We start from the raw sequence: 20,033 nt of genomic DNA, 5'->3' as shown, positions 1-20,033 counted from the left end.
CTTAGAATCGACGCTGTTTCTTAATTGGCCGTTAATTAACCGTTGCTTGTGATGTTGGATTCATCGCTTCGCATGGCTTGGTATTTAAAGTATTAATATAAATACTCCCGGTAGGTATATTTAAGTTGTCCAGAGAAAAACTAGACAATTAGCCGATTTGATAAAAATTTATGGGGAGTATATGTTATTCCTGGAATTTTTCCGAATAACAAAAGAATGTTCCTGAGCAAAAAGGTAACTGCTAAGGTCAATTGGTTTTATGTAGCTCTTGATGTGAATTTGATGTGAATTCGTCGCCCACCCACTCTATTTGATTGATCTTGTGATGACATTTTTTACTAAAAAACGTTTTATCCTCGCTGTCGTGATATTACTTATTGCTGGCGCCGCAGCCAGCTACTACCAAAAAAAGCAAAAGGCCAGTAAGGATGAGGAGCCACAATTTAAGACCGCCATCGTCGACAAAGGCAACCTGACCCAAACTGTAACTGCCAGCGGCACACTCAATCCGGTTGCGCTCATCAGCGTGGGTTCGCAAGTATCTGGCACTGTGGTGGAGTTGAATGCCGATTTCAACGACAGGGTTAAAAAAGGGCAAGTGTTATTGAAGCTGGACCCGACCATTTTTAACGCCCAGATTAAACAGAGCGAAGCCACGTTGGCATCGGCCGAATCGTCCAAGCGGCTGGCGGTGGCAAACTTAGATCGTAATCAAAAACTGGTTTCGCTGAGCTATATTTCTGGCGCATCGTTAGACCAGTTGAAGCGTGAGGTAGAAGTGGCCGATGCCAATATCAAACTCGCCAGAGCGCAGCTGGATCGGGTGCAGGCGGATTTTAATAACAGCGTGATCCGGTCACCGATTGATGGCGTCATCATCAAGCGCACGATCGATATGGGGCAAACGGTAGCGGCATCTTTCCAGACACCGAACCTGTTCCAGATTGCGCGTGATCTGACCAAAATGCAGATTGATACCAATGTGTCTGAAGCCGATGTGGGATCGTTAAAAGACGGCCAGGCGGCGCGTTTTGTGGTGGATGCCTACCCCGACCGTGAGTTTGATGCGAGCTTGCGCCAGTTCCGGCTTGCAGCCAATGTCCAGCAAAATGTAGTGACGTATAACGTCGTCTTGGACGTGGATAACAAAGATGAATTATTAAAGCCAGGCATGACGGCGCAGGTGCGTCTGGTTGTCGGTAATCGCCAGAACGTATTGCGCATCCCCACCGCTGCACTACGTTTTAAATTGAGTGATGAGGAGATCGCCAAAGAAGCGAAGTTGAAGAAAGAGGCTGAGAAAAAAGCGGCAGAATCAGGTGCTGGGTCAAGTGCAGTGACAAGCGCAGCCTCGGCCAGCGCATCTGTTGTGCCTCGCCCAGAAGCAGAGGACGATGTGTCTTTCCGTAGCAAGGGCGAGATGACGCGCTCATTTAAAATTTTTGTGCTTGATGAAAAAAACAAAGCTAAGCCTGTCGATATTAAAATTGGTTTGTCTAATTTTCGCTATACCGAAGTGCTTTCTGGCGATCTAAAGCCTGGCGATAAAGTGATTATCAGATCACTGGATATTGCCAATGCAGGATCGCACTAATGGTAAGCACAAAAATGGATACGAAAGGCAAGGCTATAAATCAAACGGTAGCTCAGTCTCAAGCTCAGACGCAAGCTGAGGCTCAGCCACTGATCGATATCCGTAAGGTGACTAAAAGTTACTTCTCCGGCGGTATTGAGACCCAGGTTTTATTCGGGATCAATCTGTTGGTACCGCAGGGTGATTTTTTAGCCGTGATGGGGCAATCGGGTTCTGGCAAATCAACGCTGATGAATATTTTTGGTTGTCTGGACCAGGCGACCAACGGTACTTACCGCTTAAATGGGGTGGATACGTTAACTTTGTCACGCAGTGAATTAGCGACGATACGCAATCGTACAATCGGTTTTGTATTCCAGAGTTTTAATCTGATTAAAAGGATGAGCGTTGCAGAGAATGTCGCCTTGCCGCTCATTTATGCCGGTGTATCACGCGATAAAGCATACAAAAAAGCCTTGGTCGAACTGGAGCGGGTAGGCTTAAAAGAGTACGCAAAACGTTTGCCGAATCAACTTTCTGGTGGCCAGCAACAACGGGTGGCAATTGCCCGCGCATTAGTCGCTGATCCACCGCTGATTCTAGCGGATGAGCCAACCGGTAATCTGGATACTCAAACCAGCGTCGAGATCATGCGCTCTTTGCAGCAGTTAAATGCCGAGCGCGGCATTACGATTTTACTGGTGACACATGAGCCAGATATTGCCGCGTATAGCAAACGTTTAGTCCGCCTCAAAGATGGCCATGTTTTATACGATGGCCCGGCGGTAGAGGGTTTGCAACAGCTAGCGCAAAGCCACGAGGCGCATGCACAGGTTTCTTCACAGGCGGCTACACAAGCGGCTGCAACCGCTTCCAATAACTATATGTCACAAGATCAGAGCGGAGTCGGATTATGAATTTTCTTCAAGTTTTTATTGAAGCATTCCGCTCCATGAATGCCAATCGGCTGCGTACCTCGCTGACTATGCTGGGTATCATCATCGGCATCACCTCGGTAGTAATGATGTTGGCTGTAGGCGAAAGCGCTAAGAAATTTATCTCGAAAGAGTTAGAGGTATTGGGTAGTAATTTGATGATCGTATCGCCGGGTGCCAATCGTACTCAAGGTGTGCGGGCGCGCACAGGTACAGCGCCTTCTTTATCTGTAGATGATGCACTGGCGCTCAATGAATTACCTAGCCTGAACGGCGCAGCTCCAGCTTTGCAAGGGTTTTTTCAGATCGCGGTTGGCAATGACAATACCAACAGCGCGGTACTTGGGATCACGCCAGAGATGTTTAAGGTGCGTAACTGGAAAGTTGATCAGGGCAATTATTTTAGTGATTCTGATATCCGCGGCGCAGCTCGTATGGTCGTGATCGGTAAAAAGTTAGCCGAGCAGTTTTTTTATAAAACCAATCCACTCGGTCAGTTTGTCCGCATTGATAATGTGCCGTTTCAGGTGGTTGGCGTATTGCAGGGCGAGGGACGGATGTTTGATGGCGGTGATCTGGGCGAGATGGTCTTGATCCCGATCACAACTGCCCGCGCAACCTTGATGCGCAGTCCTTTTCCCTCTAATGTGCATTATGTAGTGGTACAGGCAAAAGACGATAAATCACTGAAGGACGCCGACCAAGATATTAAAGACATGCTGCGTGATCGCCATCATATTAAGTCCGAACAAGAAGATGATTTTCGAATTGATAACTTGGCGTCCATTGCAGAGACCGGCGCCAAAATCAGTGCAGGCCTGGCCGCCATGCTGGGCGCAATTGGTGCGATTTCATTGATTGTGGGCGGTATTGGCATTATGAACATCATGCTGGTATCGGTGACTGAGCGTACCCGCGAGATTGGCATACGGATGGCGATTGGTGCCAAGCCGCGCGACGTGCTGTTACAGTTTTTGACGGAAGCGGTAGTGATTTGTTTAGTCGGCGGCGTATTTGGTATTTTGCTGGCAAGTGCGGGTGCCGCCGCCATTACTTCGACGGGTAAGCTGGATGTAGAAATCGGCTTTGGCGCAATGCTGGTTGCTTGTGGTTTTGCCAGTTTTGTCGGAATTTTCTTTGGATTTTATCCGGCACGCCGGGCGTCTTTGCTGTTGCCGGTGGATTGTTTACGCTACGAATAGAGTGGTGATTGATGATATGTACGATAAAGTAAGAACTAAAGTAGGAATAGAACTTGCATTGTTATAAAAATAGCGCAAAATTAATAAAACGTTATTTCTCGTTTTAAGTAGTTAGCTTGCGTGATTCGTAACTAATCCAAAGAAGTTCCATAACCATCAGGAGCAATTAATAATGACCGTGCAGATGACCGTACCTATCATTATTGATTTTGAAGCCTCTGGGTTTGGCAAAGGCAGTTATCCGATCGAGGTCGGATTCTCCGGGCGACATGGTGAAGGCTGGTGTACTCTGATTCGCCCGGAAGACGACTGGCAACACTGGGATGTGGAGGCCGCCAAAGTGCATCACATCCCGCGTGAGATTTTAGTCGAGCGTGGCCGCTCGCCGGATTATGTGGTTGATCAGCTCAATAGTTTTTTAAATGGGCATACGGTCTACACCGATGGCTGGGCGCAGGATTATGTCTGGATGGCGCGTTTGTTTGATGCGGCAGGCAGAGTGCCGCGTTTTAAACTGGCAGATTTGCGCGAGATTATTACCGACGATCAGCAGGCTTTATGGCATGCGACTAAAGACCGCATACAGGATGAGTTGCATGTATCTCGGCATCGTGCCAGCACCGACGCGCGGGTATTGCAATTGACCTGGTTGCGTACCTACGATGCCAAAACTAATGCTAAGATCAATACTAAGACAGATGCGGACAGAACTACGAACGCAATTGCCAGTCCAAATACAAAGCCACTCAACAAAGCAGGCGGTTTCTCAGTATGACGTATGCTACTCCGACAAACGGGAGCACATAATTTGCTTACTCAAATCACTTCACAAGCGCAGTTGGATAACGAATTATCCACCTTATCCCGACAGACTGATGCCACGATAGAGAGTGAGCCTGCGCAGACCATCGCGCTGATTTTAAAAGCAATTGCTCTGGCAGAAGCCAGTGTCGAATTCAAAGCCGATGCAGTAGTCATAGGCGAGTTACATTGCAAAATCGGGAACTGTCGCATTATTTTGCATGACCCATCTGGTATCCGCGATTTTGAAATCGCCTTAGAGTACGCAGAAAAAAGTAATAGCCTGGAGCTAAAAGCAGATGTACTACATGGCTTAGCTCGTACCTTCCTTGCGTTTGGTGATACCAATAGCGCTTTGCAATATGCAGAAAAAGCGATCGCTATAGAGCGGCAGGTAGACAGACCAAAAAAATTCGCGCAAATACTGATCACCCTCGGCTTTATATTTACGATTACTCAACAATTTGAGCGCAGCCTCACCATCTACAAAGAAGCTTATATTCTATGTGAAAAAAATCAGGATCAGGATAGCCTGGCAAGGGTTAAAAATAATTGGGCAGACAGCCTGATTATTTATTACGAAGTACAGAACGAAGATGGTGCATCGCCAGACGTACAGATGCTGGACGACGCTATTTTATATACGCGCCAATCGCTGGTTCATGCGCAAACTAATAAGATGGTGAGAACTCAGTTGCTGGCGACAGAAACGCTGGCACATGCGTTGGAAGAGCGGGGTTTATATGATCTCGCGCTGCAAGAGTTAGGTCATGGATTAGATCAATTTTCAGGCTACGGCTTTGCTAAAGAAGAGCTCGATATCAAGGTGCGTATCGGCGCCTTACAATTGCGTATGCAGCAACTGCAAGCAGCAGTCGCATCGATGATAGAAGCCCGTGATTTTGCGATGAGATTAGGTAATTATCCGCACCTGGCCGATTTGCTTAAAATTCTTTCGCATGCGTATGAGATGGTTCAGAATTTTGAGGCGGCCTTAAAAGTCTATAAAGAATTCCATACGATTACACTCAAAGCGCGTGATCAAAGAGCGCAAGTCAGCGCCCAGATTTTTGCGGCAAAAATGGATTTAGAGCGGGCGCAGCAAGAAGCAATAGTCCATAAAAATCGGGTCAACCAGCTAGAAGATTTTAATCGTACCTTGCGGGTGCAGGTTAATGAAGATACCTTAACAGGCTTACCAAACCGGCGTGCGCTGGAAGAAAAAATGGCGACGCGTTTAACCGGCACAATCACCAATGTCGCATTCGCAATGGCCGATATTGATTTCTTTAAAAAGGTCAACGATGGCTACTCACATTTGATCGGTGACGAGGTACTGCGTCAGGTTGGGCGCTTGATCTCATCTTGTCTGCGCTCAGGCGACATGGCTGCGCGTATTGGTGGGGAAGAGTTCGCTTTATTATTTGACCGCACCGCAAAATCAGTCGAAGCCTGCGAACGTATACGCAACGTGATTGCAGCCTATGACTGGAGCACAGTAGCCGTAGGCTTGCATATCACCATGAGTTTTGGGGTGACGCACATCAGAGACGGCGACGATTTAAAAGCCATGATGGTTCGGGCTGATGCGGCCTTATATCGCGCCAAAGACAACGGCCGTAATCGGGTAGAAAAAGCATAAGTATCTTTTTTACTTTGATCCAAGCTTATTGAAGCCGTTAGTAGACTAAAAAACATGACTCAAACTGTACGTAAAATCGAATGTGATGTGCTGGTAATCGGCGGTGGTATTAATGGTGCTGGCATTGCGCGTGATGCTGCTGGCCGAGGACTATCCGTCGTGCTGTGCGAAAAAGATGATCTTGCTTCACACACCTCATCTGCCTCCTCCAAACTAATACACGGTGGCCTGCGCTATCTGGAATATTATGAGTTTGGCCTGGTCAGAAAATCGCTGATTGAGCGCGAAGTATTATTACGTTCCGCCCCGCATATCATCACGCCCCTGCGTTTTGTGATGCCGCACATGCAAGGCCTGCGTCCTGCATGGATGTTGAGGGCAGGTTTATTTTTGTATGATCATCTGGCAAGGCGCGAATTATTGCCCGGATCTACCGCCATCAATTTAAAAAAACATCTGGCTGGTCAGGCTTTGCAAGCTAATTTAAGTCGTGGCTTTGAATACTCAGATGGCTGGGTAGATGATGCGCGTCTGGTCGTATTAAATGCAATCGATGCGGCAGAAAAAGGTGCCACCATCATGACCCACACGCGCTGCGAATCCGTGGTGCAGCAAGATGGTAAATGGCTGGCGCAATTACGTGATACATCCGGTGCTGCTGCCGCTGTCAATCAAATTACCGAGGTCTGCGCAGCTAGCCTGATCAATGCGACTGGCTCGTGGGCAGCACAATTACAGCAAGCTATTTTGCCGCAGCAGACTGCCAGAACTTTGCGTTTAATCAAAGGCAGTCACATCGTAGTGAAGCGCATGTTTGATCATCCGTATGCGTATATTTTTCAGCATCCTGATGGCCGCATCGTTTTCGTTATTCCCTATGAAAATGACTTTACTCTGATCGGCACCACCGACATTAACTACCAGGGCGATATCAATAAAGTGGTGATCGACGCGGCTGAAATTGATTATCTATGTGAGCTGAGTAGCCTCTATTTCAAGCAAGAAATTCAACCCAAAGACGTACTGTGGTCTTATTCTGGTGTGCGGCCATTAGTCGATGACGGCAGCGTGGATGCCAAAGCAATTACCCGCGATTATCATTTGGAATTGTCGGACTCCGCCGCACCGCTACTAACCGTCTTTGGTGGCAAGATTACGACCTTTCGCAAGCTGGCAGAAGAAGCGATCAATTTAATCACGCCTGCACTCGCTAAATCTGCACTCACTCAATCAGGTAGAGATAAATTCAGCGCTATCAAACCCGCCTGGACCGCAAATGCCTGCTTGCCCGGCGGCGATGTTTTTGGTGATCGGCCAGATAACCGCGCTGTATTGGAGTTCGATGATTTTATTAAACGTCTACGCCGCGATTATCCGTGGATGCCAAGCCCGCTATTAAAACGCTACGCCCGCGCTTACGGCACCCGCATTAAGCATCTGCTAGAGGGCATTAACGCTCTGGCGCACATGGGCGAAGAAATCGCACCTGGCTTGTACGCAGCAGAGGTCAGCTACCTGATCCACCACGAATGGGCACGCAATGCCGAAGATATTTTATGGCGCCGCTCAAAGTTGGGTTTGCATGTACCGCCAGGTACAGCAAGCGTGTTGGATGCCTGGATCGCCAGCAAATAAGCCATGATTTACGCTAACTGAAACCTCATTTTGAGGATTTGACTAAAAGCATACGACCACAATACATAGCTACAGAATCAGTAAAAAGTTCGTCTGGCAGCCCAAGTAAGAGCCTGGATTAATATACTCCCTGTTATTTATTTAAAGCTCCCCGTATCGTCTAATGATTATATTGATAGTAAAAATATACTTGTGGTAAGTATATTTATTTAAAAGAGATTAGCGATAGATTAAATTGGGTGATTGGTAACAGCGATTACTCCCGATAGAAAAGTGTCGTTGCCTAGCTCTTAGGTAATCTACCTGCCCGTTTTCTATTGGTTCGTCCAGCCAACTATCACCGTCTCTCGCAATCTGATCCCACTATCTTGCGTACTGTCGCATCCCGGTAGCGCCATGCAGCGTGATTGCTTACAGTCACTCTACGCAATCCGTTATGACTACCCACAGAGCATCAGAGGAGAACAAAATGAACAAATCAGAATATATGAATGCCCTCAAGCAATCGCTGGATGGCTTACCTACAGCGGTAGTGGAAGAAACCATGTGGGCTTACGAGAGCAAATTTATTGACGCTTTAATGGCGGGGCGCAGCGAAGAGCAAGTTGCTGCCAGTTTGCCTTCGCCACAATTGGTCGCTGCGCAACAACGCAGTAAAGCGCGCCTGGATGCGTTTAAGCATCGCGCTAGCCCGGCTAATCTGGCGGCTTTGCTGGTGGCTCTGTTAGGCGTGATGGTGTTTAACTTATTTATGATTATTCCGGCGATTGTGTATGTCAGCATGCTCGTGGCAGCCTACGTCACTTCATTAAGTTTCTATGTTGCTGGCATTGCGATTGCAGCAGGTGGTCTGTCCGGCGTAGAACATTTTAAATTTGACATGCCGTCGCACAACCATCATGTGGTGATCATGGATGACCATGATCTCAAATTCCATGGTCGTAAAAATGTCACCGTCGATATTACGCCAGGCGGAATTAATACTGAAGATGGTGATACCGCGTCGTCTGATTCTGTGGAGCCGATGTCTTCCACCGGTTCTAAAACAACTACCAATAATCCAGTCAATAGCGCCTCCAGCATTGTAGCGAATAGCGCATCTAGTGCTGTAGCCAGCAACACTCTCGGTGCAACCACCATCGCAATAGAAAGCAAGGGTGAGCAAGGCGGTATTCAAGTCAATGTTGACAATGGTTTGAATCGATACCATGTCATGCAAGGTATTGGCCTTCTGCTCGGTGGTATTGCCTTATTCATGCTGTGTCTCTTTATGACGAAATACACTTTCATCGGCTTCAAAAATTACTTGCAATGGAATATTTCGCTGCTGCGCTTGCCTGCTCACGCAACTGCCTGAGAACCCAGCCTAAAACATCATTTTAATTTTTGCACCCACGTTATTTGTTTATTTATTTGCAGGAGAAAATCATGAGAAATATCATCAAAACAGGTCTAGGCATGTTGTTACTCGCCATCGTTTTAATTGGCTTAAGCGCGGTCGTAATGCGGGCGCATGCAGCATCTGTCTCAATAGTGATATCCGCTGCGTCAGCCGCATCAGTTACATCATCTGCCGCCAATAGCGAGGTGCGACCTGTTTATGCTTCCATCGTCAATATCGTGATGAACGGGCCGATTGATCTGGTGCTGAAACAAGCGGCAGTACCTGAGTTGATGGTGCATGGCGAACCTAATATGTTGGCTCGCGTGACTACCAGAATCGAAGGCAATACTTTGTATATCGGCACCCGTGGCATGTTCATCGTGATCCGTCAGCCCTTGCGTATAGAGATGGCGCTACCTGCGCTAGAAAAATTGCAAATGCAGGGTAGTGGTGATGCCATGATCAAAGGCTTTCATGGAAGACAGTTTGAAACCATCTTGCGTGGCTCTGGCAACCTCCAGTTTGAGGGCGATTATCAGCAAGTACTGGCCAATGCGGTTGGCAGCGGCGATGTCAATCTGGTCTTGCCCAACAGTGACAATATTGAACTGACCGCTATGGGGTCTGGCAATATCAATCTAAAAGGTCAAACTAAACTACTGACGGCAAAAATGAGTGGGTCGGGCAATCTCGACGCCGTGGCTTTACGCGCAAATCTAGCGGTACTCAATGCCAGTGGCTCTTCTGACGCAAAGATCACGGCAACGCAAGAAGTCAAAGTACGTCTCAGCGGCAGCGGCGACGCTAGAATTTACGGCAATCCTACTAAACGTACAGTACAGAGCTCTGGCTCGGGAGAAGTTAACTGGCAATGAGTTGTTAACTCCAGACTGACATAAAACTGCCCTAGCTAAGTTGCCGCTCTTGGTTGCTTCGCCGGGGCAGTTTTGTATCTGCTCTAAAGCGCTGATTTTGTCGCACCGCAACCACTTATTATTAAAGTTTATTCTGATAAAAATAAGTTTCAAAGAATAAAAGTCAGTTTCGTTGATATGATCCAGTTTAATATTCTTCCGTGACCGCTTGGTAGTGAAACTCTATTTACACACGACAATTTTCTGCAATAATCAACCCGCATTTGTAAAATAAGTTTCATCAGCGGTGCGGACTGTCTGCAGATCACTTTCAGGCATGCCGGTTTTTTACTCAACTTGACCGATCCAGAATCATGACTGCTATTCAAAGTAAGTGCTTGACCTTGTTGCTTGTTGCGTTTTGCTCCATCAGTATGATTGGTGCAGCCAATGCACAGGAAAATCCTATGCTGTTCCTTAGCCGTGCTAACGCAGTAGTGGCGAAAGCGGCGGGGTTGACTAAATCATGGGAAGTACCTGCAGAGGGTCCTAAGCTGCAAAAGAAGAAAAAAATCGTTTTTATCGCAGCCGACTTAAGTGACCCAGGTATCGTTGGAGTTTTCAACGGGATTAAAGAGGCTGTGAAAGGTGCTGACTGGGAACTGTTATATATCGATTGTCGGGGCAGATGCAATCAAGGCGCGGCGATTGTAAGTCAGGCTCTGGATATGGCACCGAACGGCATTATTTTAGCGGGCGTGGATGCAACGAGTCAGGCCAAGGGATTAGCCGCTGCTGCCAAAGCAAAAGTACCTGTTGTCGGGTGGCATTCTATGGTGAAGAGCGGACCGTCTGAAGGCTTGTTTACCAATATCACCTCTAACCCAAAAGAGGCAGCACAAATTGCTGCTTTGTATGGTGTGGTGGAATCGAACAGCAAGGCAGGTATTGTCGTTTTCTCCGATATGTCCAGCCCTTACACCGCTGCTAAATCCAATGCGATTGTCGAGGTGATTAAGCAGTGCGAAAATTGTCGCCTGTTGAGCGTTGAAGATGTGCCGGTAGCAGAGGCATATACAAAAATGTCCAAAGTAGTAGAGAACTTAGAAAAAAAATTCGGGACTAAATGGACCCATGCTATTGGCGTTAATGACGTGTATTTTGATCTGATGGAAAAACCAACTATTTCTGCTCTGATGGGTACGAACAAAGTGATAGGTCTTTCTGCTGGTGATGGCTCTTACAGTGCTTTCAAGCGGATTCGGGGTAACTTATTACAAATTGGTACCGTACCAGAACCACTGTTCATGCATGGCTGGCAGTTAGTAGATGAAATGAATCGTGCTTTTTCTGGTGTGGCACCCAGTGGCTATGTCACTCCTGTACATTTAGTTACCAATCAAAATATTGCGTATGACGGCGGACCAAAGAATATGTTTGATCCTGATAACGATTACCGTAATCAGTATTTAAAAATTTGGGCTAAATAATTTCATATTGATAAGTTAGAAGTAGTAAGTAGATATTGATAGCGCACAGAAAACATCAATAATCCAAAACATGACAAACAAAGGGTGAGTGGGAAACCATTGACCCTTTGTTTGTCATGTTTTGCGGTTTTTAGCCTTTACAATGTCTCCATTCATAAAAGATGGAAGCAGTATGCAGACAGGTGCAGAAACAATCATAAAAGCAAGCAAAAAAACTAGTGTAAAAACCACCAAGCATAAGGTAGTCATTATTGGCGGTGGTCCCGCAGGTTTGATGGCGGCAGAAACGGTATCGCAAGCGATTAGTAGCGATGCCACGCAGCTTACTGTTCAGACGGATGTGCAGGTGGATGTGCAGGTGGATGTGCAGGTGGATGTGCAGGTGGATGTATATGATGCTATGCCCTCAGTCGGGCGCAAGTTTTTACTCGCTGGTAAAGGCGGGATGAACCTCACCCACTCCGAATCTAGCGACGCTTTTCTGGCGCGCTATGGAGATCGCCAACAATATTTAGCTGGCATGTTAGCGAGTTTTGCAGCTACCGAATTAAGAGCCTGGGCAGAGGCGCTGGGCGTCACGACGTTTGTCGGTAGTTCTGGTCGCGTCTTTCCCACCGATATGAAAGCTGCACCGCTTTTACGTGCATGGTTACATCGGTTGCGAGCTGCTGGCGTTGGCTTTCACATGCGGCATCGTTGGTTGGGCTGGGATGGTGATGCACTACGTTTTAGTACGCCAGAAGGCGAGCAAACTGTACAAGCCGATGCCGTTGTATTGGCATTAGGTGGTGGTAGTTGGGCACGCCTCGGGTCAGATGGTGCGTGGGTTACTCCCTTACAGCAGCGAGGTATCGACGTTGCGCCTTTGCAGCCTGCCAATTGTGGTTTTGATATTGGCTGGTCTGAACACTTTCGTCAGCGTTTTGCAGGCCAAGCGCTCATCACGGTAGTTGCGCATTTTATTCAAGATGATGGCACGCCACTCGCACGCCAAGGGCAATTTGTCATGACAGAAGGCGGTGTAGAAGGCAGCCTGATTTATGCTATATCAGCACTGCTGCGTAAGCGTATCGCTAGCCAAGGCAAGGCCGTAATGCACCTGGACCTTGCGCCCGGTAAAAGTGCAGAGCGCATCATCCAAGAGGTAATGCATCCACGAGGATCTCGCTCGCTCTCTAGTCATTTACAAAGCAAAGTCGGGCTTGATCCCTTAAAGATCGGCTTGCTGCGAGAGTGCCTGACTGCAGAACAATTCCAACAACCTGCCTCGCTAGCAGCAGCGATCAAAGCGCTGCCACTCACTTTGCATGCAGCAAGACCAATTGATGAAGCCATCAGCAGTGCAGGTGGCGTGATGTTTGATGCCCTTAACGACAAGCTGATGTTGCAGAATTTGCCCGGGGTATTTTGTGCAGGCGAGATGCTGGATTGGGAGGCACCAACCGGAGGATATTTATTAACAGCCTGTTTTGCCAGCGGCAGGCAGGCCGGTTTGGGAGTGCTTGATCGCTTAGCTAAGCTTAGTTGATGAGCTGAACTGTGGCTTACGTAAATCCATGCATTGGCATCCTAACGCTTAATCTTAAAGTAGCATCCAGATAGCTATGTCATGCAGGTACCATTTTGCAAAAGTCCTCAATAAAATTTAAGTTGCGCTATGGAAAAATTTGGTACAATCAAGACGTCAATTTGAATTTTTTCTTTCAACTTCTAATCAATTTCAGTTCTGTTTTTCTAGTCTGTGTTTTGTCATGAATGAGTCCCGCACTAGTCCTCGCTCTAATGTGTCCTGGCGTTCTGCCATCCTGATTTCCCCCGGTAATATTGTGGCCTCCAAAATCCTTAATTTTTCTGGTTCTGGTATTCAGGTGCAATGTTCGCATTTATTAAAGGACGGACAAATTTATCAAATGATGATGGAAGTGCCAGATCAGCGTGACGCCTCCCAACGGACGCAGGTTATTTGTAAAGCGACTTGTCTTTATAGTATTTTAAGCGGCAGTGAATACCGTGCCGGTATGAAGTATTTTGATGTGCCTGCACAACATCAGGCTCTGCTCAATAGCTGGGGTGGCAAAGTCGCTGTAACGATGGAGTAAGCAGATTTTGCTGGATTCCTTGCTACCAAACCTTTCTTAAGCGCCCCCTCGCAATATCACATCGCTACACCCGCACAAGCATCCTTGTGCGGCTTATGTTATAAATTGATCTGTCCCGTTTGAACTTTACGCTCATGTCCACAGATCAAGCTCTTCCCGAAACCGTACAACGCGTTGCCGGTTTACTCCAACATTTAGGTCACGACCAAGCCATTGTCATGCTGCCAGCCAGCGGCAAAACCTCGGCAGAAGCGGCTGCAGGTCTGGGTTGCAGTGTTGCCGAAATCGCTAAGTCGATTGTATTCCGCCGTTTGTCGGATGATGCTGCCGTGATGGTCGTTGCCAGTGGCAGCAACCGCGTTGATGAGAACAAAGTTGCCGCGATTGTCGGCGCACTGGGCAAAGCCGATGCGAGGTTTGTAAAAGAAAAAATCGGTTATGCCATCGGTGGCGTTTGCCCTATCGGTCATCTGGAAAAGACATTAGTCTTGATTGATCAGGACTTGATGCAATACCCTGCGGTCTGGGCGGCTGCCGGACATCCGCATGCCGTCTTTAAACTCACCCCAACACAATTAATCGCCATGACCCAAGCGCCATTGGCAGACATCGCACTGAAAACATCTTTATGAGTAATTTATGAGTAATGGAAATAATCTTAACAGCGGCACAAGCAAAAACGTTTTATACGATTACGATCCTGAAAACAGTACCGGCGATGTGCCCTCACCTTGTATCGGCATTTGCAAAATGGATCAGGTCAACGGCTGGTGTGCCGGATGTTTTCGAACCATACCGGAACTGACTGGCTGGAGCACCGCCAGCAACGACATTAAGCGCCAGATCTGGATACAGGTTAAGGAGCGGATGTTTGCTTAGAAATGATGAGGACTTACGGCCTTAGCTAATATTAATATTCCACCGCATTCAGACAAAAGCTCCATGCCAGCCACAACTAATACTCAGAATATTCAGCCAGCAATGTCCTCATCCATCTCGTCAGCAAGTCCGGTTGGTCTGCAATTGCCCGCTGGTATGCAAGTCTTTGAACGCGGCTGGCTCTCGTCCAACAATATTCTTTTGGTAGACGAACACACGACCGCATTGGTTGACAGCGGTTATCTGACGCATGCCGGTCAAACCCTGGCGCTGGTTCAGCATGCGCTGCAAGGGCGTCCATTAGATTTGCTGATCAATACTCACCTGCATTCAGATCATTGTGGTGGTAACGCCATCCTACAACAGACTTATGCTTGCCGCACGCTGATCCCGGTGGCAGATGCGCCGGCGGTTGCGGCTTGGGATGAAGATGTCCTGACCTACAAGGCGACCGGGCAACGTTGCCAGCAATTTAGTTTTGATGCCAGTTTGTCGCCGGGTCAGCAGATGACTTTAGCTGGTTTGCAATGGCAAGTATTGGCGGCACCCGGTCATGATCCGCATTCGCTGATGCTGTATTGCGCCAGCGAGGCAATTTTGATTTCCGCCGATGCCTTGTGGCAAAACGGTTTTGGCGTGATCTTTCCTGAACTGGAAGGCGAGTCCGGTTTTGCCGAGCAAGCGGCGGTCTTGCAGATGATTAGCGAGCTGGAGGTACGCATCGTTGTTCCAGGCCACGGCGCGCCTTTTACCGATGTTGCTGAGGCGCTTGAGCGTGCCCACAGCAGGCTCGATTATCTGGCGGCTGATCCCAAACGCAATGCCCGCAATGCCCTGAAGGTGATGATCGCGTTTCAGTTATTAGAGACGCAGCAATTACCAGTAAGCGCCATCCGGCAATCGCTGACGCAAAACCGCATCATGCGAGCGTCTTCGCAGATCGTTGATGAAGCTGTAGAGCCCTTAATGAACTCCTTGCTTGCTGACTTAATTAAATCCGGTGTCGCCAGATTGCAGGACGATGTGCTGGCAAGTACCCGCTAACATAATTGATTGATTCGGCAATTCAATATGCTGGCTCAATTTGATACTCACTTCGTCGCTCCTGCGAAGGCAGGAATGAGGTATTTTAAGAGTTGCCGGAGTAACAGCAATACTCAACAAAGCCGTTGATTTGAATCCAAACGCGGTTTTACTGCGAATAAAGTCATACCCATCTTCTAGGAGCTACTGTGGCAGCTTGGCTAAAACTCATTATTTCTATAGCGACGGTACTAATTCTGTTTGGCGTTATCGCTGCCTGTTCACCGGTACGTACCATCAATGCACTGACGCCAAGCTCGTCGTATAGCAAAGTTGCCGATATTGCTTACGGCACCGACCCGCGGCAAAAGATGGATATTTACACGCCCACCGCCAATCCCCCAGCATCGTCTAGCAATGCCAATAGCACGCCCAAGGCTTCGTGGCCGGTCGTGGTGTTTTTTTATGGTGGCACCTGGAATTCGGGCTCGCGTGCTGATTATCTATTCGTGGCAGAAGCGTTGACCTCACGCGGCATTCTTTGTGTGTTGGCAGATTACCGTTTGTATCCGCAAGTCCGGTATCCGGCATTTTTGCAAGACGGCGCATTAGCCATGGCCTATGTGAGTAAAGAAATCCAGCGTTACGGCGGTGATCCCAAGCGCCTTTTTGTGATGGGGCACAGCGCCGGCGCCTACAACGCGGCGATGATCGCGCTCGATCCGCGCTGGTTGGCGGCGGTCGGTATGCAGCCTTCGGCCTTGCGTGGCTGGATCGGTTTGGCCGGGCCGTATGACTTTATTCCCATCACTAATGAAGAAGCGAAGCCAGTATTTTTTTATCCGGATACGCCTGTAGATTCTCAACCGATTAACCATGTCAGCGCCAGTTCGATACCGAGTTTATTGATCGCGCCAGTGGATGACAAACTGGTGAATCCCATCCGTAACACTACCGGACTCGCTAACAAATTACGTGCGGCAGGCGTGCCGGTGCAAGAATTTCATTTTGATAAGACCAGCCACGTGAGTCTGATCGGCAGCATGTCCTGGCCATTGCGAGGTTTGGCGCCAACCTTGGATGCCGTCAGTCAATTTGTGTTGACGGACGCCGGACGTCAGCCTGCTACAATCGCAGCTCAGTGAATTTTTTGCTATACTAAAACAAGCACACCCATATAGTAAATTTCAGTCCTCTTTTAATTTACTGGATCATATGTAATTTTTATAAAAAATTATTGGGAGTATATTGATTTTATTTAAATTTAACGGTAATTTCTTATCGGCTCAGCTCATCTTTATGACAAAACGTTTGCCTGGATTAAAATTCCCTGAAGCGCTTTGTCTTCCTACAAATTCTAGCTGTTTCTCTTTTGCATTCCAGATCATCGCAGAGCCATCATAAGGACTGCGGAGAGGTTCTGCCGCATGCGCCACATAATCGGCAATTGCGTTGTCAGCAATCTTATTCTGGCGCAGCTTGATTTGTAATCCGACTAGCCGCAAGTAGGCATCAATGTCAGCACTTTTCTCCATGTAGCTCAGATAAGTATCTGGATTTTGCGCAGCAACATCCGTCAGAATTTTGCCGACTGGGTTATAGGCATAGCGCAGGTACTTAAATACAGCTTGCTGGTTTGATTTTTGTGCAATGAGTGTCTGCCGTATCTGCGTGTAATGCGACGCTGGCTGATTTGCGGTGGCGATGCGTGCTTGCCAATATGCTGCCATGTCATTCACAGTCGCGTTGGGTTGAAAAAAAAGCTTACACAAATACTCACAAACATTGAAGGCAATTTGCGAATCAGCTGGATCTTGGATGGCTCTAGTTTGAGCATAATCGATGGTTAAGAAAAAATTGACGAAGCGTGCTTCCGCCATCAATGCTCTGGAAAAATCCAATTCACTTTGCGTCAGCGGATGCACTAATGCGCTGAATGAGTCGCCATAGTCGCTTGCTAATTTTGGATACTTATTGACTAGCTCGCTGATGGTTCTGGCCTGCTTGCGCAGCATAGACAAAGTCACCATTTTTGAGATAAGACTGGCGCTTTTTTCCGTCAATAAACGTAGATAGCGATCATTTTTTTGTAGTATTGCGATGCCGTTTTGCAGATGCCCGTCAGCAATCTCAAACTCAGCCATAGTAATCGTCATCTCAGACGCTTTGGTTAAATAGGAATAAGCTGGCGTCACCGCAGCCCCTATAGGAATCATGTGTTCTTCATAGCCTTGTAGTGCTTGCATTTGTGCATAACGTTGGAGCAACAACGCATTCGCATTGATTTGTTCTGTCCGATTGGCACGCTGAATTAAGTTCTCTGCAACGCAATTTTGTTGTGTATTACTACACGCATGGCCATCCCATACAAAACTTGGTGCTCTCTTGTACGTATCCGCAACGCGCCCAAGGTCGAAATGACCAGGGTCTGCACGGTAACTTGTTTCTTCTGCATGTACACTATTTTTACCAGTTGTCAGCGCATCCAGGCTGGCGTCGGCCTGCATCGCTCGCAGGATAAAGAAGCCATTTTGCTCATCAGGAACCAGGTAGCTCGGTTCTTTCAACAAAGTTTGGGCTACAGGTGTGAGTTGCGAGTCACGTAAATTGAGTAGGACAAAAATAGTAAGTAATAAAATTATCAGGCCAAGTAGTCCGCCGATGATGCGCAAAGGCCAGCGGAGTATTTTTTTGATGCCAGTGGAGGGTGTTATTGCAGGCGCATTTTGCGGTGTCGTCGTTGGCATAGAGTAGCTTCTTCTGTTGTCCGTTTAACCGAATTGTGTCTGAGAGCCGCCATCTTCTCAACAAATAGATAAGATTACTACGGTTATTTTTTGGACAAATTGCCATCAGTTTTAACTGAATCTTAGATTTTTCATTCAGTTATTTAAAATATATTCCTTATAAGTATATTAAAGGTGTCAACGTAAATAATGGGGAATGGGCTATTTTTATGAAAAATAATGGGGAGTATATGCAAAACTGCATAAATACGTCTGAGAATTTTATTATCAGAACGTACTCATGCAATCTTTTACGCTTCGTTGCCAGCTTGGGTAGCGGCTTAGATTATAAGCTTGCGGGTTTTAAAATTTCTCAAAATGCGCTCAAAAACGAACTCAATATTCCCTCAAAGATTCACCAAAAGTTTTCAAAGCGCACCTAAAAATGCCTTACGGATTTGTCTGCCGCACAGTACCGAGACGGCGTAGGCAGTTGGGTTGGTGTCGTGCCTGGAGACGATGCCGTAGTATTTTTTATCGCTAGAAATCCAAGGATAGAAACCCCATTTCCCTGGGCTGGAATATGCATCAATGCTGCCATTGCCGTATTGCGATTCTACCCAGTGGTTGTAAGAATAGGTCCATGGTTCTTGTAGTGCGACAATCGGCGAATACGCTACTTTGCCCGGACAGTTACCTGGCAAAGTACAGACTGCATTCTCGCCTAGGTGGCTGCCGATTACTAATTGCTGGTTCATCATTTTGCGTAGGAATAAAGCGTAATCGGTTGCCGTGCCCATCATGCCTCCAGCCATTAAAGGATCCAGCGGTGCCATATTGAACCCCTTACTCAAACCCGGCGTGTTTTGGTATTCGGCCGTCAGTTGTGCTGCCGTAAAGTTGCCTAATCCCAGATCGATGGCGGCTAGTTTTTGGTCATGCCCACCGTCATAATCAAACTTGCCGACGGTGGTGGGGTCGGGTTGGCTGGTATTGCCGTTCATTCCGGCGATAAAACAGGCGTTGACCGAACCGGTACCAGCGCAGGCAGTATCGTTAAGTCCGGTGTAACCAGATAAAAATCGTAAGCCATCGCTGAGCGAGACGGTATTGCGCACGGACTCTATGCCTTTTTTCTCTACCACATACGCACCAAAGATCCATTTTGATGCCGAAGCGATATTGAAATATGACGATGCCACCACACTACCGGTACCCAGAGAACCAGAAGCAATCGGTTTGGCGCTGATGCTATTACCGATTTCCCAATAAAAATCTCCTAGTTTGGATACCGCGCATAAAGGATCAGTAGCGGCAGATTTTTGGGCCGCAGCGATAGCCGCGCTATATATCGCGCTTGAGGCATCGGGTGTGCTTACCGTGTCACTGGTACCGGCGCTGGATACTGCAGCTGCGTTTTGTGCAGTGCTTGCAGTCGGGTCAGCAGAACCGCCGCCGCACGCACTTAAAAACAAGACGGTACTTGTCGCCGTAATGGCAAGCGGCGTGGTTCTGGCTAACAGACGCTTCCAGTTAATGTTATGAAGAACGGCACGATATTCAGCACTAGATTCAGCTTCAGACTCAGAATGAGTTTCAAAAAAATGGCGCATCATATTCTCCCCGTCACATTTACCAGATCGCATTCACAAGATGACCACCATATGATCTACAGATGCTCACATCATGATTTGCATTGTATTGATCAATTCTGTAATTTTTGTGGAAACAGTATTGTGTCTATTTGCTATGGCAAAATGATCTTGGGACTTACGCAAAACCGTCCCGGC

The 20,033-nt window shown here is 47.5% G+C and carries 17 protein-coding genes; 15 read left to right on the top strand and 2 right to left on the bottom strand.

Translation table 11 applies throughout. The annotated features are described in order from the left end of the window. Positions 1–325: 325 nt before the first annotated feature. The 15 genes from RGU72_RS14505 (at position 326) to RGU72_RS14435 (ending at position 16,662) form a co-directional block, all read left to right on the top strand. A complete protein-coding gene (locus RGU72_RS14505; RefSeq protein WP_322120401.1) occupies positions 326–1,594 on the top strand; it encodes an efflux RND transporter periplasmic adaptor subunit in 1,269 nt (422 codons plus the stop codon). Positions 1,595–1,608: 14 nt separating this feature from the next. Then, entirely contained in the window at positions 1,609–2,490 is an 882-nt protein-coding gene (locus RGU72_RS14500) for an ABC transporter ATP-binding protein (RefSeq protein WP_322120400.1), read from the top strand. Continuing rightward, complete coding sequence (locus RGU72_RS14495) at positions 2,487–3,710, top strand: ABC transporter permease (RefSeq protein WP_322120399.1); 1,224 nt, start codon at positions 2,487–2,489, stop codon at positions 3,708–3,710. Before RGU72_RS14500 ends, RGU72_RS14495 begins: the two co-directional genes overlap by 4 nt. A gap of 172 nt (positions 3,711–3,882) precedes the next feature. After that, complete coding sequence (locus RGU72_RS14490; RefSeq protein ID WP_322120398.1) at positions 3,883–4,485, top strand: hypothetical protein; 603 nt, start codon at positions 3,883–3,885, stop codon at positions 4,483–4,485. A gap of 3 nt (positions 4,486–4,488) precedes the next feature. After that, positions 4,489–6,153 carry a GGDEF domain-containing protein gene (locus RGU72_RS14485; protein ID WP_322120397.1) on the top strand — a complete coding sequence of 555 codons (1,665 nt, stop codon included), beginning with the start codon at positions 4,489–4,491 and terminating at the stop codon, positions 6,151–6,153. 54 nt (positions 6,154–6,207) lie between these two features. Next, positions 6,208–7,788, top strand: coding sequence for a glycerol-3-phosphate dehydrogenase (gene glpD / locus RGU72_RS14480; protein ID WP_322120396.1), 1,581 nt, complete (start codon positions 6,208–6,210; stop codon positions 7,786–7,788). A 469-nt stretch (positions 7,789–8,257) separates the two neighbouring features. Then, positions 8,258–9,145, top strand: coding sequence for a DUF1700 domain-containing protein (locus RGU72_RS14475; RefSeq protein ID WP_322120395.1), 888 nt, complete (start codon positions 8,258–8,260; stop codon positions 9,143–9,145). Between the two features lie 71 nt (positions 9,146–9,216). After that, complete coding sequence (locus RGU72_RS14470) at positions 9,217–10,047, top strand: head GIN domain-containing protein (protein ID WP_322120394.1); 831 nt, start codon at positions 9,217–9,219, stop codon at positions 10,045–10,047. Positions 10,048–10,400: 353 nt separating this feature from the next. Further along, entirely contained in the window at positions 10,401–11,516 is a 1,116-nt protein-coding gene (locus tag RGU72_RS14465) for a substrate-binding domain-containing protein (protein ID WP_322120393.1), read from the top strand. 172 nt (positions 11,517–11,688) lie between these two features. Beyond that, positions 11,689–13,044, top strand: coding sequence for a TIGR03862 family flavoprotein (locus RGU72_RS14460; RefSeq protein ID WP_416200130.1), 1,356 nt, complete (start codon positions 11,689–11,691; stop codon positions 13,042–13,044). A 223-nt stretch (positions 13,045–13,267) separates the two neighbouring features. After that, a complete protein-coding gene (locus tag RGU72_RS14455; RefSeq protein ID WP_322120392.1) occupies positions 13,268–13,615 on the top strand; it encodes a PilZ domain-containing protein in 348 nt (115 codons plus the stop codon). A 134-nt stretch (positions 13,616–13,749) separates the two neighbouring features. After that, positions 13,750–14,247, top strand: a complete 498-nt coding sequence (locus tag RGU72_RS14450) for a YbaK/EbsC family protein (RefSeq protein WP_322120391.1) — start codon at positions 13,750–13,752, stop codon at positions 14,245–14,247. 7 nt (positions 14,248–14,254) lie between these two features. Beyond that, on the top strand, positions 14,255–14,494 hold the full coding sequence (locus RGU72_RS14445) for a DUF1289 domain-containing protein (protein WP_322120390.1): 240 nt from the start codon (positions 14,255–14,257) through the stop codon (positions 14,492–14,494). 102 nt (positions 14,495–14,596) lie between these two features. Continuing rightward, positions 14,597–15,538 (top strand): MBL fold metallo-hydrolase, encoded by a 942-nt coding sequence (locus RGU72_RS14440; protein WP_322121649.1) that lies wholly within the window; start codon positions 14,597–14,599, stop codon positions 15,536–15,538. A 188-nt stretch (positions 15,539–15,726) separates the two neighbouring features. Then, complete coding sequence (locus RGU72_RS14435) at positions 15,727–16,662, top strand: alpha/beta hydrolase (protein ID WP_322120389.1); 936 nt, start codon at positions 15,727–15,729, stop codon at positions 16,660–16,662. 141 nt (positions 16,663–16,803) lie between these two features. Here RGU72_RS14435 and RGU72_RS14430 read toward each other — a convergent pair whose 3' ends face one another. Together RGU72_RS14430 and RGU72_RS14425 are read right to left on the bottom strand one after the other, a co-directional pair. Next, a complete protein-coding gene (locus RGU72_RS14430; RefSeq protein WP_322120388.1) occupies positions 16,804–18,264 on the bottom strand; it encodes a hypothetical protein in 1,461 nt (486 codons plus the stop codon). A gap of 407 nt (positions 18,265–18,671) precedes the next feature. Then, positions 18,672–19,856: a hypothetical protein gene (locus RGU72_RS14425; RefSeq protein WP_322120387.1), complete on the bottom strand. Its 1,185-nt coding sequence runs from the start codon at positions 19,854–19,856 to the stop codon at positions 18,672–18,674. Positions 19,857–20,033: the final 177 nt, after the last annotated feature.

The organism is Undibacterium sp. 5I1, assembly GCF_034314085.1.
Classification (GTDB): domain Bacteria; phylum Pseudomonadota; class Gammaproteobacteria; order Burkholderiales; family Burkholderiaceae_D; genus Undibacterium.
This window is presented reverse-complemented; position numbering and strand designations above follow the sequence as displayed.

Excerpts from the sequence above, each read along its gene's own strand:
- RGU72_RS14470 (WP_322120394.1), top strand. The coding sequence starts at position 9,217 with ATGAGAAATATCATCAAAACAGGTCTAGGCATGTTGTTACTCGCCATC.
- RGU72_RS14475 (WP_322120395.1), top strand. The coding sequence starts at position 8,258 with ATGAACAAATCAGAATATATGAATGCCCTCAAGCAATCGCTGGATGGC.
- RGU72_RS14460 (WP_416200130.1), top strand. The coding sequence starts at position 11,689 with ATGCAGACAGGTGCAGAAACAATCATAAAAGCAAGCAAAAAAACTAGT.
- RGU72_RS14425 (WP_322120387.1), bottom strand. The coding sequence starts at position 19,856 with ATGCGCCATTTTTTTGAAACTCATTCTGAGTCTGAAGCTGAATCTAGT.
- RGU72_RS14430 (WP_322120388.1), bottom strand. The coding sequence starts at position 18,264 with ATGCCAACGACGACACCGCAAAATGCGCCTGCAATAACACCCTCCACT.
- RGU72_RS14495 (WP_322120399.1), top strand. The coding sequence starts at position 2,487 with ATGAATTTTCTTCAAGTTTTTATTGAAGCATTCCGCTCCATGAATGCC.
- RGU72_RS14440 (WP_322121649.1), top strand. The coding sequence starts at position 14,597 with ATGTCCTCATCCATCTCGTCAGCAAGTCCGGTTGGTCTGCAATTGCCC.
- glpD (WP_322120396.1), top strand. The coding sequence starts at position 6,208 with ATGACTCAAACTGTACGTAAAATCGAATGTGATGTGCTGGTAATCGGC.
- RGU72_RS14465 (WP_322120393.1), top strand. The coding sequence starts at position 10,401 with ATGACTGCTATTCAAAGTAAGTGCTTGACCTTGTTGCTTGTTGCGTTT.
- RGU72_RS14490 (WP_322120398.1), top strand. The coding sequence starts at position 3,883 with ATGACCGTGCAGATGACCGTACCTATCATTATTGATTTTGAAGCCTCT.
- RGU72_RS14445 (WP_322120390.1), top strand. The coding sequence starts at position 14,255 with ATGAGTAATGGAAATAATCTTAACAGCGGCACAAGCAAAAACGTTTTA.
- RGU72_RS14485 (WP_322120397.1), top strand. The coding sequence starts at position 4,489 with ATGCTACTCCGACAAACGGGAGCACATAATTTGCTTACTCAAATCACT.
- RGU72_RS14505 (WP_322120401.1), top strand. The coding sequence starts at position 326 with ATGACATTTTTTACTAAAAAACGTTTTATCCTCGCTGTCGTGATATTA.
- RGU72_RS14455 (WP_322120392.1), top strand. The coding sequence starts at position 13,268 with ATGAATGAGTCCCGCACTAGTCCTCGCTCTAATGTGTCCTGGCGTTCT.
- RGU72_RS14450 (WP_322120391.1), top strand. The coding sequence starts at position 13,750 with ATGTCCACAGATCAAGCTCTTCCCGAAACCGTACAACGCGTTGCCGGT.
- RGU72_RS14500 (WP_322120400.1), top strand. The coding sequence starts at position 1,609 with ATGGATACGAAAGGCAAGGCTATAAATCAAACGGTAGCTCAGTCTCAA.